At 73.5% G+C, this 24,947-nt stretch carries 23 protein-coding genes; 16 read left to right on the forward strand and 7 right to left on the reverse strand.

The window, feature by feature from the left end; all coding sequences use genetic code 11:
* Position 1: 1 nt before the first annotated feature.
* Complete coding sequence (locus OG389_RS06835) at positions 2-1,162, reverse strand: ROK family transcriptional regulator (RefSeq protein ID WP_328297565.1); 1,161 nt, start codon at positions 1,160-1,162, stop codon at positions 2-4.
* 54 nt (positions 1,163-1,216) lie between these two features.
* Between OG389_RS06835 and OG389_RS06840 the strand changes: the two genes are divergently transcribed.
* From OG389_RS06840 to OG389_RS06850, 3 genes are all read left to right on the forward strand, one after another.
* The gene (locus tag OG389_RS06840; protein WP_328297566.1) at positions 1,217-2,431 is read left to right on the forward strand and encodes an MFS transporter; all 1,215 of its coding nucleotides are present in this window, start codon (positions 1,217-1,219) and stop codon (positions 2,429-2,431) included.
* A 70-nt stretch (positions 2,432-2,501) separates the two neighbouring features.
* Positions 2,502-3,938: a uracil-xanthine permease family protein gene (locus OG389_RS06845; RefSeq protein WP_328297567.1), complete on the forward strand. Its 1,437-nt coding sequence runs from the start codon at positions 2,502-2,504 to the stop codon at positions 3,936-3,938.
* Positions 3,939-4,013: 75 nt separating this feature from the next.
* Positions 4,014-4,664, forward strand: coding sequence for a DUF5995 family protein (locus OG389_RS06850; protein WP_328297568.1), 651 nt, complete (start codon positions 4,014-4,016; stop codon positions 4,662-4,664).
* Between the two features lie 178 nt (positions 4,665-4,842).
* Here the strand turns inward: OG389_RS06850 and OG389_RS06855 are convergent, their stop codons facing one another.
* The 4 genes from OG389_RS06855 to OG389_RS06870 form a co-directional block, all read right to left on the reverse strand.
* Positions 4,843-6,540 (reverse strand): flavin monoamine oxidase family protein, encoded by a 1,698-nt coding sequence (locus OG389_RS06855; RefSeq protein WP_328297569.1) that lies wholly within the window; start codon positions 6,538-6,540, stop codon positions 4,843-4,845.
* Between the two features lie 66 nt (positions 6,541-6,606).
* On the reverse strand, positions 6,607-7,407 hold the full coding sequence (locus OG389_RS06860) for a carbon-nitrogen hydrolase family protein (RefSeq protein WP_328297570.1): 801 nt from the start codon (positions 7,405-7,407) through the stop codon (positions 6,607-6,609).
* Positions 7,408-7,584: 177 nt separating this feature from the next.
* Positions 7,585-8,112, reverse strand: coding sequence for a hypothetical protein (locus OG389_RS06865; protein ID WP_328297571.1), 528 nt, complete (start codon positions 8,110-8,112; stop codon positions 7,585-7,587).
* A gap of 46 nt (positions 8,113-8,158) precedes the next feature.
* Entirely contained in the window at positions 8,159-8,281 is a 123-nt protein-coding gene (locus tag OG389_RS06870; protein ID WP_328297572.1) for a hypothetical protein, read from the reverse strand.
* Between the two features lie 120 nt (positions 8,282-8,401).
* Here OG389_RS06870 and OG389_RS06875 point away from each other — a divergent pair, with 120 nt between their 5' ends.
* The 5 genes from OG389_RS06875 (at position 8,402) to OG389_RS06895 (ending at position 13,728) form a co-directional block, all read left to right on the forward strand.
* Positions 8,402-9,109, forward strand: coding sequence for a GNAT family N-acetyltransferase (locus OG389_RS06875; protein WP_328297573.1), 708 nt, complete (start codon positions 8,402-8,404; stop codon positions 9,107-9,109).
* Between the two features lie 259 nt (positions 9,110-9,368).
* Complete coding sequence (locus tag OG389_RS06880) at positions 9,369-10,574, forward strand: LLM class flavin-dependent oxidoreductase (RefSeq protein ID WP_328297574.1); 1,206 nt, start codon at positions 9,369-9,371, stop codon at positions 10,572-10,574.
* A gap of 25 nt (positions 10,575-10,599) precedes the next feature.
* Positions 10,600-11,973, forward strand: coding sequence for an NtaA/DmoA family FMN-dependent monooxygenase (locus OG389_RS06885; RefSeq protein ID WP_328297575.1), 1,374 nt, complete (start codon positions 10,600-10,602; stop codon positions 11,971-11,973).
* A 10-nt stretch (positions 11,974-11,983) separates the two neighbouring features.
* Entirely contained in the window at positions 11,984-13,123 is a 1,140-nt protein-coding gene (locus OG389_RS06890) for an LLM class flavin-dependent oxidoreductase (RefSeq protein ID WP_328297576.1), read from the forward strand.
* 236 nt (positions 13,124-13,359) lie between these two features.
* Positions 13,360-13,728 carry a WhiB family transcriptional regulator gene (locus tag OG389_RS06895; RefSeq protein ID WP_328303570.1) on the forward strand — a complete coding sequence of 123 codons (369 nt, stop codon included), beginning with the start codon at positions 13,360-13,362 and terminating at the stop codon, positions 13,726-13,728.
* On the opposite strand, the gene OG389_RS06900 is transcribed toward OG389_RS06895, so the two are convergent.
* Positions 13,706-14,161, reverse strand: coding sequence for an Lrp/AsnC family transcriptional regulator (locus OG389_RS06900; protein WP_030027017.1), 456 nt, complete (start codon positions 14,159-14,161; stop codon positions 13,706-13,708). The two genes, OG389_RS06895 and OG389_RS06900, sit on opposite strands and share 23 nt — an antisense overlap.
* 16 nt (positions 14,162-14,177) lie before the next feature.
* On the reverse strand, positions 14,178-15,662 hold the full coding sequence (locus OG389_RS06905; RefSeq protein ID WP_328297577.1) for an amino acid permease: 1,485 nt from the start codon (positions 15,660-15,662) through the stop codon (positions 14,178-14,180).
* A 307-nt stretch (positions 15,663-15,969) separates the two neighbouring features.
* On the opposite strand from OG389_RS06905, the gene OG389_RS06910 reads away from it, so the two are divergent.
* The 8 genes from OG389_RS06910 (at position 15,970) to OG389_RS06945 (ending at position 24,945) form a co-directional block, all read left to right on the forward strand.
* Positions 15,970-17,094 carry an LLM class flavin-dependent oxidoreductase gene (locus OG389_RS06910; protein ID WP_328297578.1) on the forward strand — a complete coding sequence of 375 codons (1,125 nt, stop codon included), beginning with the start codon at positions 15,970-15,972 and terminating at the stop codon, positions 17,092-17,094.
* 23 nt (positions 17,095-17,117) lie between these two features.
* Positions 17,118-17,921, forward strand: coding sequence for an SDR family NAD(P)-dependent oxidoreductase (locus tag OG389_RS06915; RefSeq protein WP_328297579.1), 804 nt, complete (start codon positions 17,118-17,120; stop codon positions 17,919-17,921).
* Positions 17,918-19,075 carry a GDSL-type esterase/lipase family protein gene (locus OG389_RS06920; protein ID WP_443059218.1) on the forward strand — a complete coding sequence of 386 codons (1,158 nt, stop codon included), beginning with the start codon at positions 17,918-17,920 and terminating at the stop codon, positions 19,073-19,075. The genes OG389_RS06915 and OG389_RS06920 overlap by 4 nt, the downstream gene beginning before the upstream one ends.
* Before the next feature lie 129 nt (positions 19,076-19,204).
* On the forward strand, positions 19,205-20,158 hold the full coding sequence (locus OG389_RS06925; RefSeq protein ID WP_328303574.1) for an SCO0930 family lipoprotein: 954 nt from the start codon (positions 19,205-19,207) through the stop codon (positions 20,156-20,158).
* 116 nt (positions 20,159-20,274) lie between these two features.
* Positions 20,275-21,174 (forward strand): LytR/AlgR family response regulator transcription factor, encoded by a 900-nt coding sequence (locus tag OG389_RS06930; protein ID WP_328297580.1) that lies wholly within the window; start codon positions 20,275-20,277, stop codon positions 21,172-21,174.
* Positions 21,175-21,401: 227 nt separating this feature from the next.
* Positions 21,402-21,677 (forward strand): hypothetical protein, encoded by a 276-nt coding sequence (locus OG389_RS06935; RefSeq protein WP_328297581.1) that lies wholly within the window; start codon positions 21,402-21,404, stop codon positions 21,675-21,677.
* Positions 21,678-21,848: 171 nt separating this feature from the next.
* Positions 21,849-23,618, forward strand: a complete 1,770-nt coding sequence (locus OG389_RS06940; protein ID WP_328297582.1) for a sodium/solute symporter — start codon at positions 21,849-21,851, stop codon at positions 23,616-23,618.
* A 91-nt stretch (positions 23,619-23,709) separates the two neighbouring features.
* Complete coding sequence (locus OG389_RS06945) at positions 23,710-24,945, forward strand: sensor histidine kinase (RefSeq protein ID WP_328297583.1); 1,236 nt, start codon at positions 23,710-23,712, stop codon at positions 24,943-24,945.
* The last annotated feature ends 2 nt before the right edge of the window (positions 24,946-24,947 follow it).

Consider the following 24,947-nt stretch of genomic DNA (forward strand, 5'->3'; position numbering starts at 1 on the left):
CTCAGCCGAACAGCACTGCCTGGGCCGCCTCCCGGGCCGCCAGGCGGGCGCCCGTGAGGACCGCCGGGTCACCGAGGGCGGTCGCGCGGACGGCCAGCGGGACCGGGCTCAGGGAGGTGAGCCGGTCGGCGACGAGTGCGGCCAGGGCCGGCCCGCCCGCGCGCCCGAGCTCCCCGCCGAGCACGACGCAGCCGGGGTCCAGGATCGCCGCGACCGCCGCCGCCCCGAGGGCCAGCCGCTCGGCCAGCGCGTCGAGGAAGGCCGGCCCGGCCGCGCCCGCGACCGCCTCCTCGACGGATCCGCCGAAGCCGTGCTCGACGGCGAGCGCGGCCACCGCACCGCGCCCCGCCAGCGCGTGGAAGCCGCCTTCGCAGTTCGTGGCGGACGGCAGGCCGCCCGTCCCGGGCACCGGCAGGAAGCCGATCTCCCCCGCCCCGCCGGAGGCGCCCCGGCGCAGCCGGCCGTCCAGGACCACCGCCGCGCCGACCCCCTCGCTGAGCCACAGCAGGACGAAGGAGTCCACGTCCCGCGCCGCCCCGACCCGCTGTTCGGCCAGCGCCGCCAGGTTGGTCTCGTTCTCCACCAGGACCACCGCCGGCAGTCTCCGCTGCACCGCCGCCACCAGGTCCCGGTGCCAGGCGGGCAGGCCGGCGGTGTCGCGCAGCTCCCCGGTGCCCGGTGCCACCAGCCCCGGCGCTCCGATCACCACCGTGTGCAGCCGGTCCGCGCCCGCCTCCCGGGCGAGCCCCTCCAGCCGGTCCACCGCGTCGTCCACCGCGTCCACGGGGAGCGCCGCCTGTGCCAGCGGCCGCCCGAGGAGGTCGGCGACGACGGCCGTCGCGCTGTCCGTCCGTACGTCGAGCGCCGCGAGGTAGGCCCGCCGCGCGACGATCCCGTAGAGCCGGGCGTTGGGGCCGCGCCGCTGTTCGCCGGATTCCCCGACGACCTCGATCAGTCCGGCGCCGGCGAGGCGTTCCACCAGGTCGGCGACGGAGGGGCGGGACAGGCCGGTCAGCTCCTTGAGCTGGGTGGCCGTCAGCGGGCCTTCCTCCTGGAGCAGTCGGAGCGCGAGGCGGTCGTTGATGGCCCGGGCCGTGCTCGGCGAGGCGGGGGACGGCGCGGTGCTGGCGGTCAGGGCCTTGGCAGGAGTCACGGCGCCCATCCTAGGAGTTCCGGGGGCTTAACCATCAGGCAGGGTCCCTGATAGTTTACGTGCATGACAGGGGACCCCGCACTCAGCCCGGCGCGACTGCGCCAAGCCCGCTTCGCCATCGCCGGCGTCTTCTGCGCACACGGCGCGGTCACCGGCTCCTTCGCCACCCGCATCCCGTGGATCCAGGACCACGCACAGCTCAGCGCGGGCACCCTGGGTCTGGCCCTCGCCTTCCCCGCACTCGGCGCGGCTATCGCGATGCCGCTGGCCGGGCGGATCAACCACCGGCTCGGCGCCCGCACCGCGCTGCGCGTGCTGCTGTCGCTGTGGACGCTCTCCCTCGTCCTGCCGAGCCTCGCCCCGAACCTGGTGACGCTCTGCTTCGTGCTCTTCGTCTACGGGGCCACCGCCGGCATGGCGGACGTCGCGATGAACGCGCTGGGCGTGGAGACCGAGAACCGGCTGAAGCGCTCGATCATGTCCTCGCTGCACGGCATGTGGAGCGTGGGGGCCCTGATCGGCTCGGCGGCCGGTACGGTCGCCGCGCACGCGGGCGCCGATGCCCGTCTGCACCACCTGATCGCCGCGATCGCCCTGACGGCGGCCGGGCTGCTCGCCGTACGGGGCGTCCTGGACCTGCGCACCGACGCCGAGGGGGAGGCTCCGCCGCACTTCGCGCTGCCGCCGAAGTCCGCGCTGTTCATCGGGGCGATCGGCTTCTGCGCGGTCTTCGCGGAGGGCGCGAGCATGGACTGGTCCGCGGTGTACCTGCGGGACGTGCTGCACACGGACGCCGGGCTCGCCGCCGCCTCGACCACCGCCTTCGCGCTCACGATGGCGCTCGCCCGGCTCGCCGGGGACAAGGTCGTGGACCGGTTCGGGGCCGTACGCACGGTCCGCGCGGGCGGTGCGCTGGCCACGGCGGGCGGACTGCTCGTGATCACGGTCCGGCATCCCGCCGGGGCCCTGGCGGGGTTCGGGTTGATCGGGCTCGGCATCGCGGTGGTGGTCCCGCTGGCCTTCGCGGCCGCCGCGCGCAGCGGTCCGGCCCCGGCGCAAGCCATCGCGGGTGTCGCGACGATCACGTACACCTCGGGGCTGATCGCCCCGTCGGCGATCGGCGCGGTGGCCGACGCGACCTCACTGGTGGTGTCGTTCGGGCTGGTCACGCTGCTGTCGTTCGCGCTGATCGCGGGGGCGACGGTACTGAGGCAGCGGCCGCCGGCTGCGGGGAGCGCGGCCGCCAACCGGGACGAACCTGCTGCTATCCGGCCGTAATATATCGCCTGGCCGCCTGCGGCCTCGTAGCTTGACCTGACCGTCGGACAATGAACGGAAGCGGTGGAACATGGGCCTCGGCGTGCGCTGGACCCTGCACGGAGACGGGCGCACCCCCGCCCCCGGCGCGGTGGTGCGGCCGGACGAGCGGCTGTCGTGGCCGCGGACCGCCGGGCTGGGCGCCCAGCACGTCGTGGCGATGTTCGGGGCGAGTTTCGTCGCGCCGGTCCTGATGGGCCTGGACCCGAACCTCGCGATCATGATGTCGGGTGTCGCCACGGTCATCTTCCTGCTCGCGACGCGCGGCCGGGTCCCCTCCTACCTGGGCTGTTCGCTCTCCTTCGTGGGCGTCGCGGCGGCGATCAGGGCGGGCGGCGGGACCAGTGCGACCGTCACGGGCGCGGTGTTCGTGGTCGGCGCGGCGCTGTTCCTGACGGGTCTGGCCGTCCAGCGGTTCGGGGCGCGGATCATCCACGCGGCGATGCCGCCGGTGGTGACGGGCGCGGTCGTGATGCTGATCGGCTTCAACCTGGCGCCGGTGACGGCGTCCACGTACTGGCCGCAGGACCAGTGGACGGCGTTGCTGACCATGGCGTTCACCGGACTGTCCGTGGTCTGCCTGCGGGGCTTCTGGTCGCGCATCGCGATCTTCCTCGGCCTGATCTTCGGGTACGGCATCTCCTGGGTCTTCGACCTGCTCTTCGGCCGGATCCACTCCACGGTGGGCGGCCCGGAGGCCGTCGACCACTGGCGGCTCGACCTGTCGGGGGTCGCCAGGGCCGACTGGATCGGGCTGCCGGCCTTCCACGCGCCGGCCTTCGAGTGGTCGGCGATCCTGATCGCCCTGCCGGTGGTCATCGCGCTGATCGCGGAGAACGCCGGGCACATCAAGGCCGTCGGCGAGATGACCGGTGACCCGCTCGACGACAAGCTCGGCACCGCCATCGCGGCCGACGGCGCCGCGTCGATGCTCTCCACCGCGCTCGGCGGCCCGCCGAACACCACGTACTCCGAGAACATCGGGGTCATGGCGGCCACCCGCGTCTACTCCACGGCGGCCTACTGGGCGGCGGCCGGCTTCGCGCTCCTCTTCGGCCTGTGCCCCAAGTTCGGCGCGGTCGTCGCCGCGATCCCCGGCGGGGTGCTGGGCGGGATCACCGTGATCCTGTACGGCATGATCGGCCTGCTCGGCGCGCAGATCTGGATCAACGGCCGGGTGGACCTGCGCAATCCGCTGAACCTGGTGCCCGCCGCGGCCGGCATCATCATCGGCGTCGGCGGGGTCCAGCTGCACATCAGCGACAGCTTCGAACTGGGCGGGATCGCGCTCGGCACGATCGTCGTCATCACGGGCTACCACGCGCTGCGCTACTTCGCTCCGGCGCACATGAAGCAGCAGGAGCCGCTGCTGGACGCGGGTACGTCGGCGTACGACGACACGGCGGACGGTACGACCGGCGGGGACGCGGAGCGGGCAGCCGGGGGGCCCGGGGACAAGCGGGGTTGACGTAGTTTCGCCCGAACCGGCGAAGCCTACGGCCAAGTTCCCCTGATCCCGGCCCGCGGCTGGGACGCTGCGCTCATGGTCCCCATGGAAGCGGTGCTGGCGCGGATGCGCGCCCTGGACGAGAGGCTCCCCGAGCGGGACGGCGTCGCCGTCTTCAACCGGGTGTACCTCACGGTGACGCAGACGCTGCACGAGCGGATCTCGCACGGCGCGTTCCCCTCCCCGCGCAGGGCGGAGGCGCTCAGCGTCCGCTTCGCCGAGCGCTATCTGACGGCGGTGGAGGCGGACCGGGCCCCGGCGTGCTGGCGGCCGCTGCTCCAGTACCGCCGCCACCCCGGGATCCGGCCGCTCCAGCACGCCCTGGCCGGGATCAACGCGCACATCGGCCACGACCTGGCGCTGGCGGTGGTCTCCACCTGCCGCACCCTGGACTGCGAACCGGCCGCGCTCGAAGCGGACTTCGACCGGGTCGGGGACACCCTGGTCTCCCTGGAGGAACACATCCGGGAGGACCTGATGCCGGGGCCGGACCTCCTGGAGGTCGCCGATCCCCTGACGCACCTGCTCGGCGCGTGGAGCCTGGAGCGGGCCCGCGCGGGGGCCTGGGCCTCGGCCCGCCTGCTGTGGTCGCTGCGCCGCTCCCCCGATCTCGCGGAGGAGTTCACCGAGTCCCTGGACGCGGGAGTCGGCCTGGTGGGCCGCTGCCTGCTGACGCCGACGGGCTGACCTCGCTCCGCGGAGCCGTGCGCCTCGGACTCGGTGCCGCTTCCGGGCGGGGTCCGTGCGGCCATGGCCCGGTAGGGCGGCGCCGGCCGCGGACATGGGAACGGGCCGCCTCCGCGCTCGCGCGCGCGGGGGCGGCCCGCGTCTTGGGGCCCGGCCCGGGAGCCGTGGCCGGGAGGGGTCAGTCCTCCGGGAGCTCGACCGGGGCGATCTCGTCGTAGACGTCGCCCGGGCCGGGGTTGGTGGCGTCCGTGGAGCCGCCGAGGTGGTGCATGACGCCCCAGACCGCGTTCAGCGCCGTCTGCACCGCGCCCTCCGCCCAGCCCGCCGTCCAGGAGATGTCGTCGCCCGCGAGGAAGATGCCGCGCTTGTCCTCGGGGAGGCGGTCCTGCATGAAGTGGGTGAACAGGCGCCGCTGGTAGCGGTAGTGGCCCGGCAGGTTGGCCTTGAACGCGCCCATGAAGTACGGCTCGTTCTCCCACGACACGGTCACCGGGTTGCCGATGACGTGACGGCGGATGTCGACCTTCGGGTAGATCTCCCCGAGCGACTTCAGCATGACCTCCATCCGCTCGTTCGCGGACAGCGGCAGCCATTTCAGGCTGTCGTCGCACCACGTGTACGAGAGGCAGATGACGGCCGGCTTGTCCGGGCCGTTGTCCAGGAGGTAGGTGCCGCGGGTCATGCGGTCGGTCAGGGTCATCGACATGACGTCGCGGCCCGTCTCCTCGTCCTTGTCCAGCCAGAACGGCCGGTCGACGGGGATGAAGAGCTTGGAGGACTCCATGTAGTGCGTGCGCTCGATCGCCGTCCAGTGGTCGATCGGGAAGAGCGTGTCGTCGCACGCGATCTTCGAGAGCAGCATCCACGACTGGGCCGTGAAGATCGCCGCGCGGTACGTACGGATGTCGCCGGAGGCGTCCGTCACGGTGATGCGGTTGCCCGCCGTGCGGTGCAGGCGGGTCACCGCCGGACGCGGCGCGCCCCCGTGCAGGGAGGAGAGCGAGGTGCCCTGGGCCCAGTGCACTATCTTCCCGGGCTCGCGGTCCCACATGCGCAGCGGGAGCTGCTGCGAACCGCCCACGATGCCGCGGTGGTGGTCGTCGGCCTCGGTGTAGACGACGCGCAGGATCTCCAGGATGGAGTTCGGGAAGTCGGTGTCCCAGCCGCCCGTGCCGAAGCCGACCTGCCCGAAGATCTCCCGCTTGCGGAAGGACTTGAAGGCCTCGGACTTGCAGAGGAACCCGTAGAAGGTCTCGTCGTCGAGCTTCTCGACGAGCTTCGCCCAGATCTCGCGGATGCGCGGGACGTCCCGCTCGCGCATCGCGGTGTTCATGTCGGAGAAGTCGGCGCCCTCGTCCAGGCAGGCGTTCCACGCGGCGGACACGTCGCGGTAGACCTGCGGGAGGTCGGCGATGGTCTCGGCGTAGTGGGTCTCGCCCTTGAGGTCGACGACCGTGGAGGGGGTGGCCTCGGCGAGCGGGTTCGGGAAGGGCTCCGTCACCAGGCCGACGAGGTCGATGTAGTGCTGGAGGGCGGTGGAGGACGGCGGGAAGCGCATGGCGCCCATCTCCGCGGTCAGCCCCTCGGTGCCGGCGCCCTCGAAGCCGACGGTGCGCAGCCGGCCACCGATCTGGTCCGCCTCGTAGACGACGGGCTTGAGGCCCATCTTCATCAGCTCGTACGCGGAGATGATGCCGGACAGCCCGCCGCCGATGACCGCGACCTCGGTGCCGTGCTCGGTCGCCGGTATCTGGCCGAGGCCCGCCGGGTGCGCGAGGAAGTCGTCGTACGCGTAGGGGAAGTCCGGACCGAACATCGTGATCGGCGGCTGACCGTCGCTGTGCGGGACGGCGGTGGTGGGCACCGTGGACGTCATGGGGTACGACTCCTAGCGGGGTGGGGCAGGGGGGAAGGTCAGGCGGGGGGGTGCTGCGCGGCCGGGTCAGACGAGGGAGGCGTACAGACCGGGGCGGCGGTCGCGCAGGTACGGGTTCGTCTCGCGCGATGCCCGCAGCAGCTCGGGGTCGGCCTCGCCGAACACCAGCTCCTCGCCGCGGCCGGCCCGGGTCCGGGTGACCCCGTCGGGGCTCGCCAGGCAGCTGAGGCCGACGAACTCGAACTCGCCCTCCGGGCCGGTGCGGTTGACGTACGCGATGTACATCTGGTTCTCGAAGGCCCGTACGGGGACCAGCTGTTCGGCGACGAACTGGAACGGGTGCATCTGCGCCGTCGGCACCAGGAGGAGGTCGGTGCCGGCGAGCGCGTGCGCCCGGACGTTCTCGGGGAACTCCACGTCGTAGCAGATCATCAGGCCGATGCGGAGTCCGCCCAGCTCCGCCTGGACCACGACGGTGTCGCCGGGGGCGAAGGCTTCCTGCTCGAAGCCGCCGAACAGGTGGGTCTTGCGGTAGTTCGCCAGCCGGTCCCCGTCGGGGCCGATGAGCTGCGCCGCGTTGTAGACGGTCTCGCCGTCGCGCTCGGGGTAGCCGTAGAGCACTGCCACCGCGTGGCGGCGGGCGATCTCGCCGATGGCACGGGCGGACATGCCGTCGGCCGGCTCGGCGAGCCGGGTGATGTCCTCGACCTCGAGCGCGTAGCCGGTCAGGAACATCTCCGAAGTCACGAGGAGCCCTGCTCCCGCCTGTGCGGCGCGTGCCGCGGCCTCCTCGAGGGCCTTCAGGTTGTCGGCGGTGTCACCGAGCCGTCCGGAACTCTGGAGGAGGGCGGTGCGCAGCGGGGGCATGGGCGTACCTCTGTGGCAGGAGGGGTGGGGGTCCTTAGACGGTACGTTCGCGCGTTCGATCCGGACAAGCCGTGACCGTTGCGCTCCGCGCATCGATTCGTTGCGTATTGGCGGGCGTACGCGGCGATTCGTTGCGCGGAGGCCGTACCGAAGGCCCGAAAGGCCCGTGCGGGCGTTCTACGGGGCCGTGCGGAAGGCCGGGTGCGCGCTCAGTCGGCGCAGGTCTTCCAGGATGTCGGCGGTGTGGTTGGAGACGACCCGACCGCTCCAGCCGTCGCAGAGGGCGGGGACCGTGAGCGGGCCGTCGTGGTGGTGTCCGGAGGCCTCGTAGGCCCGGCGCAGCGCCTCCTGCCCCTCGGAGCCCGGGCGCAGGACGGTCAGCGCGACCGAGTCCCGCAGTCCCAGGCCGGTGAGGGCGGCGGTGACGCCGAGGCAGCTCGGACAGTCGTCGGCGGCGACGTAGAGCCGGTACCGGTTCGGGACGGGCGAGAACCCGGCACCGATCCGGCCCCGCAGCACCCCCTCGGACCGGGGCCGGGTCCGGGCCGGGGTCTGGAGCAGGGCCGGGGTCTGGAGCAGGGCCGGGGCGGGGGCCGGGACCGCGGCCCGGACCGGAGCCGGGGTCCCGCCCTGGCTCTGGGCGCGGCCGCGGGCCCGGGAGGGACACAGCGTGTGGGCGGGCGTCTCGACGTGGGTGTGCGACATGGGTGCTCCTCGGCTGTCGGTGAAGGTGCGCGTGCTCGGCGGGGCCTCAGAGGGCCGGGGCCGTGGCACTGCAGACGCGGAGGAGATCGATGTGGAGCCGGCGGGTGAGCCAGGAGCGGCGCAGCGGGGCGGCGGGTGGGGTGGCGAGTGGAGCGGTGAGCTGATCCACCGGGCCCCCCTCGTGTCCGCGACCCCCGTTAGGCTGGCGTTCGCAGTCTCGTGGCACCGCCAGGGGCCGTCAAGAGTGCCCGCAGGAGTGCGTGCGCCGTTCGGAAGGAAGCTCCCCCCGATGTCCCGTCAGTCCCGGCCCGACGCTGTCCTCGACAATCCCGTCTGGGCGGCGCTCGACGGCCCGCACCGGGACTTCGCCGAGACCGGGCCGGCCGGGCTCGCCGCCCGCTACGGGGCCGGCGTATCCCCCTTCGCCGCGCTCGCCGACCCGGAGGATCCGCACGCCTGGGCCGACCTGGCCGGGCTCGTCGGTCCCGGCCAGGAGGTGTGGCTGACCGGGCTGCCGACACCGCCCGCGGGCTGGGAGACCCTGATGTCGGTGCCGGGCGTACAGCTGGACGGCCGGGCGGTGCGGGCCGAGGAGGAGCCGGAGGCGGTCCTGCTGGGGCCCGCCGACGTGCCGGAGATGCTGGAGCTGGTCGAACTGACCCGGCCCGGACCGTTCGGCCGGCGCACCGTAGAGCTGGGCACCTACCTGGGGATCCGCCGGGGCGGAGTGCTCGTCGCGATGGCCGGCGAGCGGATGCGGCCGCCGGGCTGGTCGGAGATCAGCGCGGTGTGCACGCACCCCGGCCACCGCGGCGAGGGGCTCGCCGGGCGGCTGATCCGCGCGGTCGCGGCCGCCGTCCGCGAGCGCGGCGACGACCCCTTCCTGCACGCGGCGGCGGAGAACACCTCCGCCATAGGGCTCTACCTGTCGATGGGGTTCACCCTGCGCCGCGAGCCGGTCTTCATCGGGGTTCGCACGCCCGACACGAAGGATTAACACGGATTGACATTCCATCCGTTGTGACCGGGTCCCGCCTGGCCTAGCGTCGGAAGAACGACCGAAACGCGAGGGGGGTGGCCCGGCATGACCGTACGAACAGGCGGCGAAGCCGTCATCCCGCGCCGCACCGTCCGGCTGCACTCCCGCGCGCACATCGACCTCCTGCGCGTCGCCGCCTCCCTCTGTCGTTCCTGATCAGCGTTCCGCGATCCGCTCCGCCCTTCGCCGCGCCGCCCGATCAGGAGGCAGTTCCGCCATGCCCGTGCGCCCTTCCCACTCCCCCGCCCCGACCCGTTCCCCCGCACCGCTCCACCTCGCCGTCGCCCTCGACGGCGCGGGCTGGCATCCCGCCGCCTGGCGCGAACCGGGCGCGGACGCCGACCGGTTGTTCACCGCCGGCTACTGGGCGGCGCTCGTCGCCGAGGCCGAGCACGGCCTGCTGGACTTCGTCACCTTCGAGGACTCGCTGAGCCTGCAGTCCACCGACCCGGACGGGCCCGACGGCCGCACCGACCTGGTGCGGGGTCGGCTCGACGCGGTGCTGGTCGCCGCCCGGGTGGCCCCGCTGAGCCGGCACATCGGGCTGGTGCCGAGCGTGGTGGCCACCCACACCGAGCCGTTCCACGTCTCCAAGGCGCTCGCCACCCTGGACTACGTCAGCCGCGGGCGGGCCGGGCTTCGGATCCAGATCTCCGAACGGGCCGACGAGGTGCGCCACTTCGGGCGGCGCGCGGCGGGCGGCGGCGCCACCGAGCTGTACGGGGAGGCCGCCGACCACGTCGAGGTGGTGCGGCGGTTGTGGGACAGCTGGGAGGACGACGCCGAGATCCGCGACGCGGCCACGGGCCGCTTCGTCGACCGCGCCAAGCTGCACTACATCGACTTCGAGGGCCGCCATTTCAGCGTCAAGGGGCCCTCGATCACCCCTCGGCCGCCGCAGGGCCTGCCCCCGGTCAGCGCACTCGCCGCCGATGCCGCGGTGTACCCCTTCCTGGCGCGGGCGACCGACATCGGCTACGTGACCGCTCGCGACGCCGACGAGGCGCGCGCCGCCGTCGCCGCGCTTCCCCGGACCCCGCACGTGTTCGGCGAGCTGACGGTCTTCCTCGACGAGAAGCCGGAGGCGGCGGAGCGCCGGCTCCAGCGACTGGACGCCGCGCACGGGGCCGCGTACACGAGTGACGCCCGGGTCTTCGCGGGGACCCCGGAGCTCCTCGCGGACCTGCTGCTGGAGTGGCGGGAGGCCGGGCTGACCGGCTTCCGGCTGCGCCCGGGGGTGCTCGCCCACGACCTCCCCGCGATCACCCGCGGCCTGGTCCCCGAGCTCCAGCGGCGCGGGGCGTTCCGGCAGGCCTACGAGGCCTCCTCGCTCCGCGGCCTGCTGGGGCTGGCCCGCCCCGCGAACCGCTACGCCCCCGGCCCGGACGCCCCCGCTTCACCCACCGCCCCCGCCGCCGCCTGATCACCCCGGAAGGACGACAGCAGCCATGAGCAAGCCGCTCAAGCAGATCCATCTCGCGGCGCATTTCCCGGGGGTCAACAGCACCACCGTGTGGAGTGACCCGGCCGCCGGGAGCCAGATCGAATTCGATTCCTTCGTCCACTTCGCGCAGACCGCCGAACGCGCGAAGTTCGACTTCCTCTTCCTCGCCGAGGGTCTGCGCCTGCGCGAACAGGGCGGCGAGATCTACGACCTGGACGTGGTGGGCCGGCCCGACACCTTCACCGTGCTGGCGGCGCTCGCCGCCGTCACCGAGCACCTGGGACTGACCGGCACCATCAACTCCACCTTCAACGAACCGTACGAGGTGGCACGCCAGTTCGCTTCCCTCGACCACCTGTCGGGCGGCCGGGCCGCCTGGAACGTGGTCACGTCCTGGGACGCCTTCACCGGGGAGAACTTCCGGCGCGGCGGCTTCCTGCCGCGCGAGGAACGCTACGAGCGGGCCCGGGAGTTCCTGGACACCGCGCACGAGCTGTTCGACTCGTGGGACGGCGGGGAGGTCCTCGCCGACCCGGTGTCCGGGGAGTTCCTGCGGGACGCGGGCCCGGGCGCGTTCGCCCACCGGGGCAGGCAGTTCGACATCTCCGGGCACTTCAACGTGCCGCGCAGCCCCCAGGGGCGGCCGGTCGTCTTCCAGGCGGGCGATTCCGACGAGGGCCGGGAGTTCGCCGCGGCCTCCGCCGACGCCATCTTCGGCCGGTACGGAACGCTGGAGGAGGGCCGCGCCTTCTACGCGGACGTCAAGGGGCGGCTGGCCCGCTACGGGCGCACCCCCGACGAGCTGAAGATCCTGCCGGCGGCGACGTTCGTACTCGGCGACACCGACGCCGAGGCGCGGGAGCTGGCCCACGAGGTACGGCTCAAGCAGGTCAGCGGGGCCACCGCGATCAAGTACCTGGAGCACGTGTGGAACCGGGACCTGTCGGGATACGACCCGGACGGGCCGCTGCCGGAGATCGATCCGGAGCCCGGCGAGAACACCATCGCGCTGGGGCGGGCGAGCGTGCGCATGAACCGGGATCCGGTGGCCGTCGCGCGGGAGTGGCGCGAACTGGCCACCGCCCGGGGCCTGTCGATCCGGGAGCTGGTCATCGAGACCACCGGCCGGCAGTCCTTCGACGGCTCGCCGCTCACCGTGGCCCAGGCCATCGACGGCCTGGTCCAGGCGGACGCGGCCGACGGCTTCATCCTGGTGCCGCACCTGACGCCCGGCGGGCTCGACGTCTTCGCCGACACCGTCGTGCCGCTGCTCCAGGAGCGCGGGGTGTTCCGCCGCGAGTACGACGGCCCGACCCTGCGCGACCACCTCGGGCTCGCGGCGCCCCGCGCCCGCGCCCTCGCACCCGCTCACCGCTGAGGAGACCAGCATGTCCGGCTTCCCTCTCGGGGTCCTCGACCTCGTCCCGATATCGTCCGGCTCCACGGCGGCCGAGGCCCTGCGCGGCAGTGTCGACCTGGCCCGGCAGGCCGAGCGGTTCGGCTACGCCCGCTACTGGTTCGCCGAGCACCACCTCAATGCGGGTGTCGCGGGGACCTCGCCCGCCGTGGTCCTGGCGCTGACCGCCTCGGCCACCTCCACGATCCGGATCGGCTCGGGCGCGGTCCAGCTCGGGCACCGCACGGCGCTGTCGACCGTCGAGGAGTTCGGCCTGCTGGACGCGGTGCACCCGGGGCGGATCGACCTGGGCCTGGGCCGTTCGGCGGGCGGCCCGCCGGTCCGGACCGGGGAGCCACCGGTCGCGTACACGACGGCGAACGGGCTGCGCATTCCGAAGCCGTTCTCCTTCGCCCACCTGCGCGACCACCCCCGCTTCGCGCTCCAGCGCCGGCTGCTGCTCCTGCCGGGGGCCGAGTCCGAGGAGTACTCGGGTCAAGTGGGCGACGTACTGGCCCTGTTGCGCGGGGAGTACCGCTCGGCGGGCGGGGTGGAGGCGCACGCCGTGCCCGGTGAGGGCGCCGCGGTGCAGGTGTGGGTGCTGGGCAGCAGTGCCGGGGTGAGCGCGGAGACGGCCGGCGCGGGCGGGCTGCGGTTCACGGCGAACTACCACGTCAGCCCGGCGGGCGTACTGGAGGCGGCCGAGGCGTACCGGGCGGCCTTCAAGCCCTCGGCCGGGCCGGACGGGCTGGACCGGCCGTACCTGAGCGTGTCCGCCGATGTGGTGGTGGCGCCCAGCGACGCGGAGGCCCGGGAGCTGGCCACCGGGTACGCGCCGTGGGTGCACAGCATCCGTACGGGTGAGGGCGCGATCCCGTTCCCCTCGCCCGACGAGGCCCGGGCGCTGACCCGCGACTGGTCTGCGGCGGACCACGCGCTGGTCGCGGACCGGGTGGAGACCCAGTTCGCCGGCTCCCCGGCCACCGTCGCCGACCAGCTGGAACGGTTGCGGGAGGCGACCGGCGCGGACGAGCTGCTGATCACCACGATCACGCACGAGCACGCCGACCGGGTGCGCTCCTACCGGCTGCTGGCCGGGGAGTGGGCCCGGCGCGGGCACCTGCGCTGGTAGACGGGCCGCCCGCGGCGTGCGGCAACCGGCTTGCGGCGGCGCCTTCGCGCGGAGGGGTTTGGCGCGGAGGGGTTTGGCGCGGCGCGGTGCGGTCAGACGCGGAGGAAAGCCTCCGATGCCGCATCCCGAAAGGAACCGCCATGCCCCACAGCGCCCCGAGCACCGCTGCGCCGACGACACGGCCCGCGCAGCCGGCGCAGCCCACCCAGCCGCCGCGGACGCCCGGGTCCCCCCGGATCCCCGCGGCCGACGTGTCCCGGCTTCCCGGCTCCGCCCTTCACCACTGGCAGTGGCAGTCCCTGGCGGCCTGCCGCGGACTCGGCTCGACCCGGTTCTTCCATCCCGCGGGCGAGCGGGGCGAGGACCGGGACGAGCGGGACGCGGCCGCGAAGCTGGTCTGCGCCGGGTGCCCGGTGCGCGAGGCGTGCCTGGAGCACGCCCTGCGCACGCGGGAACCGTTCGGGGTGTGGGGCGGCCTGACCGAGGAGGAGCGCCGCGCGCTGCGGCGCCCTTCCCGCGCCAGGAGGAGCGCCGCCACCGCGCCGAAGGGGCCGGGCGGGTCCAGCCGGCCGGACGGGTCCGCTACGCCGGGGCGCCCGAGGTGAAGCGGCGCAGCAGCGGGGAGAGGACCAGCACGGACTTGGTGCGCTCCACGAAGGGCTCGCCCGCGATCCGCTCCAGGACCCTCTCGAAGTGCCGCATGTCGGAGGCGAAGATCTGGACGAGGGCGTCCGCGTCGCCGGTGACGGTCGACGCGGACACCACCTCGGGATAGCGCTCCAGCCCCCGCCTGATGTCGTCCGGCGAGGTGTTGTGGCGACAGTAGATCTCGATGAAGCCCTCGGTCTCCCAGCCCATCGCGGCGGGGTCCACGCGGACGGTGAAGCCGGTGATGGCTCCCTCGGCGCGCAGCCGGTCGACACGCCGCTTGACGGCCGGGGCCGAGAGTCCGACCTCGGAGCCGATGTCCGCGTAGGAGCGGCGGGCGTCCTCGGCGAGGGCGTGCACGATGCGTTCGTCGAGATCGTTCAGTCGCACGGGGGGTGAATCGCTTCTATTCAGCGGCCTCCGCGACCGGTGCGGTCACGGCGGCCACAGTGGCCAGGCTGGAGCGGCGAATGCCGTAGAAGAAGTAGATCACGAGCCCGACGGCCATCCAGCCACCGAAGACCAACCAGGTGATTCCCGGCAGCTGCGTCATCAGGTAGGCGCAGAAGAGGAAGCCCAGGATCGGGGTGACCGGGAAGAGCATGACCTTGAAGGTGCGGTTCATCTCCGGGCGGGTGTAGCGCAGGATCACGACGGCGATGTTGACCAGGCCGAAGGCGAAGAGCGTGCCGATGCTGGTGGCGTTCGCGAGCTCGCCCAGCGGGATGAAGGCGGCCAGGAGTCCGCAGAAGAGGCAGACGATGATCGTGTTGACGCGGGGCGTGCCGGTCTTCGGGTCCACCTTGGCGAAGGCCTTGGGCATCAGGCCGTCCCGGGACATGGCGAAGAGGATGCGGGTCTGGCCGTAGAGGACGGCGAAGACGACGCTGGCGATCGCGACGATCGCGCCGGCGGCGAGGACGACGCTCCAGAAGGCGTGACCGGTGACGTTCTCCATGATCTTGGCCAGGGCGGCCTCGCTGCCCTCGAACTCCTGCCACGGCATGGCACCGACGGCGACCAGGGCGACGAGGCAGTACAGGGCGGTGACGATGGCCAGCGAGAGCATGATCGCGCGCGGCAGGTCCTTCTTCGGGTTCTTGGCCTCCTCACCGGCGGTGGAGGCGGCGTCGAAGCCGATGTAGGAGAAGAAGAGCATGGAGGCGGCCGTGCTGATGGCGGTGACGCCGAGCGGGGCCAGCGGGGTGTAGTTGCCGGCCTTGATGCCCATGAAGCCGATGACGCAGAACAGCACCAGCGTCACGATCTTGATCCCGACCATGATCGAGTTGATCCGGGCGCTCTCCTTGGCCCCGCGGAGCAGGAAGACCATGCAGAGCAGCACCACGACGAGCGCGGGCATGTTGATGTAGCCGCCCTCGCCCAGCGGGGCGGAGAAGCCCTCGGGGATGGTGAGTCCGAGGGTGCCGTCGAGCAGCTCGTTGAGGTACTGGCCCCAGCCGACGGCGACCGCCGCGACCGAGACTCCGTACTCCAGGACCAGGCACCAGCCGCAGACCCAGGCGACGAGCTCGCCCATGGTGGCGTAGGCGTAGGAGTACGAGGAGCCCGAGACCGGTATGGAACCGGCCAGCTCGGCGTAGGAGAGCGCGGAGAACAGTGCGGTCAGGCCCGCCACGATGAACGCGATGAAGACGGCCGGACCGGCGATCGGCGTGGCCTCGCCGAGGACGACGAAGATGCCGGTGCCCAGGGTCGCGCCGATGCTGATCATGGTCAGCTGCCACATGGTGAGCGAGCGCTTCAGCGCGCCGCCCTCGCCCTGGCCGCCCTCGGCCACCAGCTGTTCCACCGGCTTGCGGCGCAGCAGGGGGTGGGCAGCCCTGGGGGGCTCGGAGGTGAGCGGCGGCGCCTGGCCGTGATCGAGCACGAGGGGACTCCTTTGTCACTGCGGGTGGGGTTGTCGGCGTCGACCGCAGCGGTCCGGAGCAGGAGCAGGCCGAGGGCCTGGGCATGGGGGACCGCCGAGCAGGCGGTCCACGCCACTCCACGTACAGCGAGTGAGCCTACGAGCTGAGTGATACCGCCCGTAATGCACCATCCTTGCACATTGGCGCACGATCGTTGCGCGGATCTGTCCGGGATGGCCCTTTGTTGCGCGGGGATGATCGATCAGTGCGTGGGGCATCCCGACCCGCATTCTTGACACTTCGTCAGATCTGCCGCAGCGTGCCGGCATGGATCTGGACGTGCTCTACGAGATCGACGTGCCGAGGCCCTGGCAGGGAACCCACCCGCACGGCCAGCGGGCCGCCGAGCAGCGCGCCTACCGGGAGGCGGTGGAACAGATACGGCTCGCCGACCGGATGGGCTTCCGTACCGTCTGGGCGGTCGAGCACCACTTCCGCGAAGGCCGCTCGCACTGCCCGGCCCCCGAGGTGCTCCTCGGCCACCTGGCCGGGCTCACCGAGCGGATCCGCCTCGGCTTCGGCGTCACCCTGACCCCCTTCGCCTTCACCCCGCCCCAGCGCATCGCCGAGAAGGTCGCCACCGTCGACGTCCTCTCCGGCGGCCGCGTGGAATGGGGCACCGGACGGTCCACACCCATGGAGCAGGCGGCCTTCGGGGTGGACCGGGAGAAGTCCCGGGACGACTGGCGCGAGGCCATCGAAATCGTGACCGGAATGTGGCGCGAGGAGTACTTCGCCTACGAATCGGAGCGCTTCCGCTTCCCGCGCCGCATGGTCACCCCCAAGCCGGTGCAGGATCCGCACCCGCCCGCCTGGATGGCGGCCACCTCCCCCGGCTCGGCGGAGGTCGCGGGCGCGCACGGCCTCGGGCTGCTCTCCTTCTCGATCATGCAGCCGCTGGAGGCCATGGCCCGCCAGGTGGCCGCGTACCGGGCGGCGGCCGCCGTCCCGAGCCCGCTCACCGACGTCACGACCGACCGGGTCGCCGCCTACACCCTCGTCCACGCGACCGCGCCCGGCACCGCGCCGGGCGCCCGCGTGTGGGACTCCGTCGCCTGGTGGTACTCGAACCTCGCGCGGTTCACCCTGGACTGGGAGCTGCCGCACCTGAGCCCCGAGGAACGCGAGGTGACCTTCCCGCTGCTCACGCCGATCCTCGAAGGGAACGTACCGGTACGGGAGTTCAGCGACGGCGACATGATCCTCATCGGGGACGCGGAGACGATCGTCGCCAAGGCCAAACGGTACGCGGACCTCGGCGTCGACCAGCTCATCTGCTACGTCCAGTGGGGATACCTGGAACACCGGGAGATCCTGCGGACCCTGGAGATCCTGGGCACGGAGGTCATCCCGGAGCTGGCCCGCTACGAGCCGCGGAAGGCGTCCGCGTGAGCGCCGGACCCGAGGGAGGCCCCGTGGACGCCTCCCCCGTCCCCGACTACGCCGCCCTGCACCGCCTCGAAGGCCGCGCCTTCGTCCTGCTGGGCGCGGGCAACGGCATCGGCCGCCAGACCGCGCACGCGCTGGCCGCCGGGGGCGCGCGGGTGCTGTGCGTGGACGTGGACGCTGAGCGGGCCCGGGCGGTCGCGGCCGAGACCGGGGGCGTCCCGTACACCGCGGACGTCACGCGGCGCGAGGACGTACGGGAGCTCTTCGCCGGGGCTCCGAAGCTGCTCGGCGGCCGCCCGGTCGGTGGGGTCGTCGACATCGTCGGCATGGCCCGGTACGCCGCGCTCCCCGAGCTGGACGACGCCGGCTGGGACTGGCACTTCAACTTGGTGCTGCGGCACGCCTGGCTGGCCGTCCAGTACGGGGGCGAGGCCGTCGCAGCGGCCGGCGGCGGACCGCTGGTCTTCGTCGCCTCCGTCTCCGGGCTCACCGCCGCCCCGCTGCACGCCGCGTACGGGGCCGCGAAGGCCGGCCTGATCTCCCTGGTGCGCTCGGCGGCGGTCGAGCTGGGCCCGCGCGGGGTGCGCGTCAACGCGGTGGCTCCGGGGGTGGTGTGGACCCCGCGGGTCGCCGCCCTGCTGGGCCCCGAGGGGCAGCGGCTCAACGCGGAGAACGCCCCGCTGGGGCGCGTCGCGCAGACCTCGGACATCGCGGCCGCGCTGTACTTCCTGGCTTCGCCGCAGTCCTCGTACATGACGGGGCAGACGCTGGTGGTGGACGGCGGTGTCGGCGTGAAGTTCCCGTACCCGACGGTGGGAGGCGAGCGATGAGCGGCACAGGGAGACCCGGGCCCGACGCGGACGTGGACGTGGAGGTGGGTGCGGGCGTGGGTACGGGCGTGGACGCGCGGGTGGACACGGGTGGGGGCGTGGACGCGCGGGTGGAGGCGGACGCGCGGGTGGACGCCGGTGCGGGAACGGCCCCGGACACCGGGCAGTGGCTGGACCCCGGCCCCTTCCTGCGCGGCGTGGCCTGGATGGACGGGGGACGCCCGGTGCGGGCCGACCCGGCCGACACCATGCGGCTGCCCTGGGACACCGGTGAACGGGCCACCCTGCCCATAGGGGTGCGCCTGGAGTTCACCGCGCGGGGCGCCCGGGCTGTGGAGATCCGCTACCGGGCGACCGTGCCCGTCCCCACCGACGCCCTGCGCGACCTCGCGCACGGCTTCGCCCTGTGGGACCGGCACGGGGTGGTGAGCGAGCTGTACACCGAGCCGGCGGCGGAGGCCGTCGTACGCATCGAACTGCCCGGCGGCCCCGGCCCGTTCACCATCCATCCGCCCGAGACGCAGGCCCCGCTGATCCTCGGCGTGCGCGGGATCGGCGGCCCGGTCGCCCCCGCGCCGCCGGCCCTGCGCTGGGTGGTGCACGGCGACTCCATCACGGAGGGCTGGTGGTCCACCCGGCCCGCGCACGGCTGGCCCGCGGTCACCGGGCGGGCACTCGGCTGGGACACCGTCAACCTCGGCTACGCGGGCGCCGCACGCGGGGAACTGGCCTGCGCCGAGCAGCTCGCCTCGCTCCCCGCCGACGCCATCACCCTCGCCTTCGGCACCAACTGCTGGTCCCGTGTGCCCTTTTCCGCCCCGCTCCTGTACGAGACCACCCGCGCGTTCCTCGAACTGGTCCGCCAGGGACACCCCCGGACACCGCTGCTCCTCCTCTCCCCCGTGCTGCGGCCCGACGCGGAGCGCACCCCGAACAAGCTGGGCGCCACCCTGGGCGCCCTGCGCGACGCGATGGAGCGCGCGACCCGGGAGCGGATCGCCGCCGGGGACGACCGGCTGGCCCTGCTGCCGGGGCGGGACCTGCTGGGACCCGAGCACCTGGCGGACGGACTGCATCCCAACGACGCGGGACACCGCACGCTCGGCCTCGCTGTGGCCACGGCCCTGAAGCGGGCCGGGTTCGGCGCGGGGTGAGTGAAACAGCCCACACCGGAGGAATTGAACAGACCGGCTCCGACGGAGCGTGTCCTGCACACAGTTGCCGCCGCTCCACTCGAAGGGGGCGGCGGTACGGGCAGGGACACACACGTGGGAGAGATCAAGATGGGCATCAAGCGCGGAACCACCCTGGCGGCCGTGGCGGTCGTCGTCGCATTCACCGCGACCGCGTGCGGCGGGGACGACACGGCGGCCGACAACACCAAGCCGGCCGGCGCGGTCGCCCCGGCCCAGTCCCCCTCCTCGGGCGACGGCTACGACTCGGCCTACGGCTCCGGGGCCGACGCGGCCGCGGCCGGTGCCGCCGAGTCCGCCGGGCAGCTCGCCATCGCGCAGGACGAGAAGCTCGGCTCCGTCCTCACCGACAGCGCGGGCTTCACCCTCTACCGCTTCGACAAGGACACCGCGAAGCCCTCGAAGTCGAACTGCGACGGGGACTGCGCGAAGACCTGGCCGGTGGTCGCGGCCGGTGACGCCACCGCCGCGGCGGGCATGGACCCGGCGGTGCTCGGCGAGGTGGTCCGCACCGACGGCAGCAAGCAACTGACGGTGGCGGGCTGGCCCGTGTACCGGTTCAGCAAGGACGCCAAGGCGGGCGACACCAACGGCCAGGGCGTCGGCGGCACCTGGTTCGCGGCCGCCCCGGACGGCAAGAAGGCCGCTAAGGCCGCCGCCGCGCCGGGCGGCGCGGGGCAGACCGCGGGCGCGTTGACCGTGGCCAAGGACGCCAAGCTCGGCGACCACATCGTCGACGGCAACGGAATGACCGTGTACCGGTTCAAGCCCGACACCGCATGGCCGATGGTCTCCAAGTGCGAGGGCGACTGCGTGGCCAAGTGGCCGGTCGTGCCCCCGGTGGACAAGGCCAACGCCAAGGGCATCATCGAGAAGAACTACCTGGTGCTCGACCGCCCCGACGGCAAGAAGCAGCAGACCGTGAACTGCTGGCCCGTCTACACCTTCACCGGTGACAAGAAGGCCGGCGACACCAACGGCCAGGGCGTCGGCGGCACCTGGTACGCGGTGGCTCCCGACGGCAAGCTCATCACCGTCCAGTAGCACCGCCGCACCCGCACCCGCACACCACCTGACCGCGCGGCCCCTGCCTCCCCTCCCCCCGGGGCAGGGGCCGCGCACCATTTCGCCCCGGCGAACCGGAACCTAGAATCCGCCTCATGCTGCGCGTACTGGCCGTCGACGACGAGAAGCCCCTGCTCGAAGAACTCCTCTACCTGCTGCGCTCCGACCCCAGGGTGCTCAGCGCCGAGGGCGCCTCGGACGCCACCGAGGCGCTGCGCCGGATCACCCTCGCCCTGGAGAGCGGCCCGGACGGGGCCGACGGCATCGACGTGGTCTTCCTCGACATCCACATGGCCGGGCTGACCGGGCTCGACATCGCCCGGCTGCTGGCCGGATTCGCGCGGCCGCCGCTGATCGTGTTCGTCACCGCGCACGAGGGGTTCGCCGTACAGGCCTTCGACCTCAAGGCCGTGGACTACGTGCTCAAGCCCGTGCGGCCGGAGCGGCTGGCCGAGGCCGTTCGGCGGGCCTGCGCGCAGTTCGGCCTGGCCGGGGAGCGGCCCGCGGCGGCCCTTCCGGGAGCCGTGCGCACCGTAGCGGCGGCCCCGGAGCCCGCCCCGGTCCGCGCCGCGGACCCCGGGGCCGCCGTCGCGGACCGGAGGCCGGAGCCCGGACCGGATCGGTCTCCGGACCGGAGTTTGGACCGTGTCCCGGACCGCGCCCCGGAGCAGATCGCCGTCGAACTGGGCGGAGTCACCCGCTTCGTGCCGATCGCGGACATCGCGTACGTGGAGGCCCAGGGCGACTACGCCCGCCTGCACACGGACGAGGGCAGCCACCTGGTACGGATACCGCTGGCCACACTGGAGGAGCGGTGGGCGGCGCGCGGGTTCGTCCGCATCCACCGCCGGCACCTCGTGGCACTGGGGCGCATCGACGAACTGCGGCTGGACGCCGGCACCACCACGGTCCGCGTCGGATCGGCCGAACTCCAGGTGAGCCGGCGGCACGCGCGGGAGCTGAGGGACCTGCTGATGCGCCAGGCGATGGGCTGAGGGGCCGGACCGACCACCGGACCGACCACCGGTCCGGCCGCCAGACCGGCCGCCAGACCGGCCGGCCGGCGGGTCGCGGTGACCGCCCGGCGCGCCGGCGAGCCGTTCACCGTGCCGCGAGGGACGTACGGCGATCCGCCCCGGCCGCCGGCCGCAGCGGTGGCGCGGTGGCCCACCGCGCCGGGTGGCCGCGCGTATCGTGGATCTTCCGCCCCGGGAGGAAGCAGATGTCCGAAATCCAGGCGCTGCTCGACGCGCTGAACGGACTGCCGCGCACCCGTCCGGCCGGTCCCGCCGAGGCCGAGGTCCTGCTGGCCCGCCTGCGGAGCGCGGCCGCGCGCTGGGCCGACGTACTGTACGAGGCCCACGAGGGCGCGTACGGGCAGCTGCCGCCCCGGGCCGAGGCCGCGCTGACGCTGGCCTTCCGGCGCGCCGAGGAATCGTACGTGGAGCTGGAGATCGCCCTGCGCGACTGCGCGGAACACCGCGACCCCGCGCTCTGACCGGCCCGGCGGCTCCGGCCAGATCCGGCCTGACCTGCGGGAGGGCCTGTCGCCCGGTCCGGGGGCGTGCGTAGACTCCCGGGATCCCGCCCGCGGCAGGAGCCGTGCCCGGTGCCGCGCGCGGGCCCGGGCCCGCGCCCGTACACCTGCCCCCAGCCGAAGGACCCGCCGGTGAACCAGACGTACGCGCTGACCGCGGTCGCCGTCGTCGTCCTGGTCACGGTGCTGGTCGGCGCGCTGGGCCTGCGGATATCCCGGACCACCTCCGACTTCTACGTGGCTTCGCGCACGGTCGGCCCCCGCCTCAACGCGGCGGCCATCGGCGGCGAGTACCTCTCCGCGGCCTCCTTCCTCGGTGTCGCCGGGCTGGTGCTGCTCCAGGGTCCGCAGATGCTCTGGTACCCGGTGGGGTACACGGCCGGGTACCTGGTGCTGCTGGTGCTGGTCGCGGCCCCGCTGCGCCGCTCCGGCGCGTACACCCTGCCCGACTTCGCCGAGGCCCGGCTCGAATCGCGGGTGGTGCGCCGGATCGCGGTGCTGTTCGTGCTCGGCGTCGGCTGGCTGTACCTGCTGCCGCAGCTCCAGGGCGCGGGCCTGACGCTGGAGATCCTCACCGGGGCCCCGCACTGGGTGGGCGGGGTGCTGGTCGCCTGCGTGGTGACGGCGGCGGTGGCGGCCGGCGGGATGCGCAGCATCACCTTCGTCCAGGCCTTCCAGTACTGGCTGAAGCTCACCGCCCTGCTGGTGCCGGTGTTCTTCCTGCTGGCGGCCTGGGTGGGGGACGGCGCGCCGCGCGCCACCTTCGACGCCCCGGCGGTCTTCCGCGAGCACACCGCCGTCACGCTGGCCGGGGACGTACGGCTGTCCCTGGACGCGCCGCTGACGGTGAGGGTGACCGGGCAGGTGGACGGGCGCGCCCACGCGGGCGAGCCGGTGACGCTCGGCGCCGGGCAGCATGCCGTACGGGCCCGCACGCGGCTGGAGTTCGCCCCGGACTCCCCGGTGCCCGAGAGCCGCGCGGTGGCCGGACCCGGCGTGTCGAGCTGGTCGCAACCGCTGTCCGGGGACCGGCCAGAGCTGCGGCTGTACGCGACGTACGGGCTGATCCTGGCCACCTTCCTCGGGACCATGGGACTGCCGCATGTGGCGGTCCGCTTCTACACGAGCCCGAACGGCCGGGCCGCGCGGCGCACCACGCTGGTGGTGCTGGGGCTGGTCGGCGTCTTCTACCTGCTGCCACCGGTCTACGGGGCGCTGGGCCGGATCTACGCCCCGGAACTGGCCCTCACCGGGGAGGCGGACGCGGCGGTGCTGGTGCTGCCGGCCCGGATGGTGGGCGGGCTCCTCGGTGAGCTGCTGGGGGCACTGCTGGCGGGGGGCGCGTTCGCGGCGTTCCTTTCGACGGCGTCGGGGCTGACGATGGCGGTGGCCGGAGTGCTGCACCAGGACGTGCTGCCCGCCCGCGGGGTGCGCAGTTTCCGGGTCGCGGTGCTGGTGGCGATCCTGGTGCCGCTGGCCGGGAACGTGGCGGTGACCCAGGTGCCGGTGGCGGACGCGGTGGGGCTGGCCTTCGCGGTGTCGGCGTCCTCGTTCTGTCCGCTGCTGGTGCTGGGGATCTGGTGGCGCGGGCTGACCCCGCCGGGGGCGGTGGCCGGGCTGGTGACCGGGGGCGGGGCGGCGCTCAGCGCGGTGCTGGCGACGCGGGCCGGGCTGGCTCCGGCGGGCTGGGTGAACACGCTGCTGGCGTGGCCGGCGGTGTGGTCGGTACCGCTGGGCTTCCTGACGATGGTGGCGGTGTCGCTGGCCACGCGCGGGCGGATCCCGGTGGGCACGGCGGCGACGCTGGCCCGGCTCCACCTTCCGGAGGATGTGGCGGGGGTGGCCCCGTCGGGTGGTGGCACCTCCTTGGGCGTGCCTGCCGGGAAGGACGGTCCTCGGTGACCGGAGCGGCGCACTCGGGCGAGAGCACTGCTCTCGGGACAGCGCAGCGCTCCGTGGCTGGAGCGCAGCTCGCACGAAGGGCCGGTGCTTCATGACCGGAGCACTGATCTCCGTGCTGGCCGTGGTCGGCGCCGCGTTGCTCCTGGGACTCGGGTGGGCCGGCGGCCGGTGGCAGGCCCGGCGGGGCGAACGCGCCCTCGGCCTCGACCTCGGCACTCCCGTCGAACGGGCCACCTTCCACACCCTGCACACCGCCTCGCTCGCCGCTCCCCCGCTGCGCGCCGGCCTCACCGAGGACGCCGCCCGCAAGGCGGCCAGGCGCCTGCGCTCCCTCCTCGGCACCGAGGCGCTGTGCCTGACGGACCGCGAGTCCGTCCTCGCCTGGGACGGCCCGGGCGCCGACCACCACGAGCGCCGCGCGATGGCCCGGGTCGCCGTCATGCTGGAGTCGGGGCGCAGCCAGAGCGTGCGGACCGAGTGCGAGCGGCCCGACTGCCCGCTGAAGTGGGCCGTGGTCGCCCCGCTGACCGGCGAGGACGGGATGCTCGGCGCGCTGGTGGCCTACGGCTCGCGGGAGTCGGCGGTGCTGGTGCGGGCCGCGACCGAGGTCGCGCGCTGGGTCTCCGTACAGCTGGAGCTGTCCGAGCTGGACCGTTCGCGGACCCGGCTGATGGAGGCGGAGATCAAGGCGCTGCGCGCGCAGATATCCCCGCACTTCATCTTCAACTCCCTCGCGGCGATCGCCTCGTTCGTGCGTACGGATCCGGAGCGGGCGCGGGACCTGCTGCTGGAGTTCGCGGACTTCACCCGCTACTCCTTCCGCCGGCACGGGGAGTTCACCACGCTGGCCGAGGAGCTGCGCTCCATCGAGCAGTACCTGGCGCTGGCCGGGGCCCGGTTCGGGGAACGGCTCAAGCTGACCCTGCAGGTGGCCCCGGAGGTGCTGCCGGTGGCGCTGCCGTTCCTGTGCCTGCAGCCGCTGGTGGAGAACGCGGTCAAGCACGGGCTGGAGGACTCCACCGAGGAGTGCCGGATCACCATCGCGGCCCGGGACGCGGGTCCGGAGGCACTGATCACCATCGAGGACAACGGCGTCGGGATGGACCCTGCCCTGCTGCGCCGGATCCTGGCCGGGGAGGGGGCGGGCCCCTCCGCCGGCATCGGGCTGCCCAATGTGGACGACCGGCTGCGCCAGGTCTACGGGGACGGCCACGGCCTCGTCATCGAAACGGGTGTCGGCGCGGGCATGAAGATAACTGTGCGGATTCCCAAATACCGTGCAGGAGTGCACAGTTCGGCCCCACCTGGCCGAATTCCCCGGCGCTGACC

The sequence above is a fragment of the Streptomyces sp. NBC_00435 genome (assembly GCF_036014235.1).
Taxonomy (GTDB): domain Bacteria; phylum Actinomycetota; class Actinomycetes; order Streptomycetales; family Streptomycetaceae; genus Streptomyces.

What these genes read in the sequence shown, in the direction of transcription:
- OG389_RS06885 (WP_328297575.1), top strand. Translation starts at nt 10,600, where the DNA reads ATGAGCAAGCCGCTCAAGCAGATCCATCTCGCGGCGCATTTCCCGGGG.
- OG389_RS06920 (WP_443059218.1), top strand. Translation starts at nt 17,918, where the DNA reads ATGAGCGGCACAGGGAGACCCGGGCCCGACGCGGACGTGGACGTGGAG.
- OG389_RS06910 (WP_328297578.1), top strand. Translation starts at nt 15,970, where the DNA reads ATGGATCTGGACGTGCTCTACGAGATCGACGTGCCGAGGCCCTGGCAG.
- OG389_RS06855 (WP_328297569.1), bottom strand. Translation starts at nt 6,540, where the DNA reads ATGACGTCCACGGTGCCCACCACCGCCGTCCCGCACAGCGACGGTCAG.
- OG389_RS06860 (WP_328297570.1), bottom strand. Translation starts at nt 7,407, where the DNA reads ATGCCCCCGCTGCGCACCGCCCTCCTCCAGAGTTCCGGACGGCTCGGT.
- OG389_RS06930 (WP_328297580.1), top strand. Translation starts at nt 20,275, where the DNA reads ATGCTGCGCGTACTGGCCGTCGACGACGAGAAGCCCCTGCTCGAAGAA.
- OG389_RS06890 (WP_328297576.1), top strand. Translation starts at nt 11,984, where the DNA reads ATGTCCGGCTTCCCTCTCGGGGTCCTCGACCTCGTCCCGATATCGTCC.
- OG389_RS06840 (WP_328297566.1), top strand. Translation starts at nt 1,217, where the DNA reads ATGACAGGGGACCCCGCACTCAGCCCGGCGCGACTGCGCCAAGCCCGC.
- OG389_RS06925 (WP_328303574.1), top strand. Translation starts at nt 19,205, where the DNA reads ATGGGCATCAAGCGCGGAACCACCCTGGCGGCCGTGGCGGTCGTCGTC.
- OG389_RS06935 (WP_328297581.1), top strand. Translation starts at nt 21,402, where the DNA reads ATGTCCGAAATCCAGGCGCTGCTCGACGCGCTGAACGGACTGCCGCGC.
- OG389_RS06835 (WP_328297565.1), bottom strand. Translation starts at nt 1,162, where the DNA reads ATGGGCGCCGTGACTCCTGCCAAGGCCCTGACCGCCAGCACCGCGCCG.
- OG389_RS06875 (WP_328297573.1), top strand. Translation starts at nt 8,402, where the DNA reads ATGTCCCGTCAGTCCCGGCCCGACGCTGTCCTCGACAATCCCGTCTGG.
- OG389_RS06850 (WP_328297568.1), top strand. Translation starts at nt 4,014, where the DNA reads ATGGTCCCCATGGAAGCGGTGCTGGCGCGGATGCGCGCCCTGGACGAG.
- OG389_RS06845 (WP_328297567.1), top strand. Translation starts at nt 2,502, where the DNA reads ATGGGCCTCGGCGTGCGCTGGACCCTGCACGGAGACGGGCGCACCCCC.
- OG389_RS06880 (WP_328297574.1), top strand. Translation starts at nt 9,369, where the DNA reads ATGCCCGTGCGCCCTTCCCACTCCCCCGCCCCGACCCGTTCCCCCGCA.
- OG389_RS06865 (WP_328297571.1), bottom strand. Translation starts at nt 8,112, where the DNA reads ATGTCGCACACCCACGTCGAGACGCCCGCCCACACGCTGTGTCCCTCC.
- OG389_RS06945 (WP_328297583.1), top strand. Translation starts at nt 23,710, where the DNA reads ATGACCGGAGCACTGATCTCCGTGCTGGCCGTGGTCGGCGCCGCGTTG.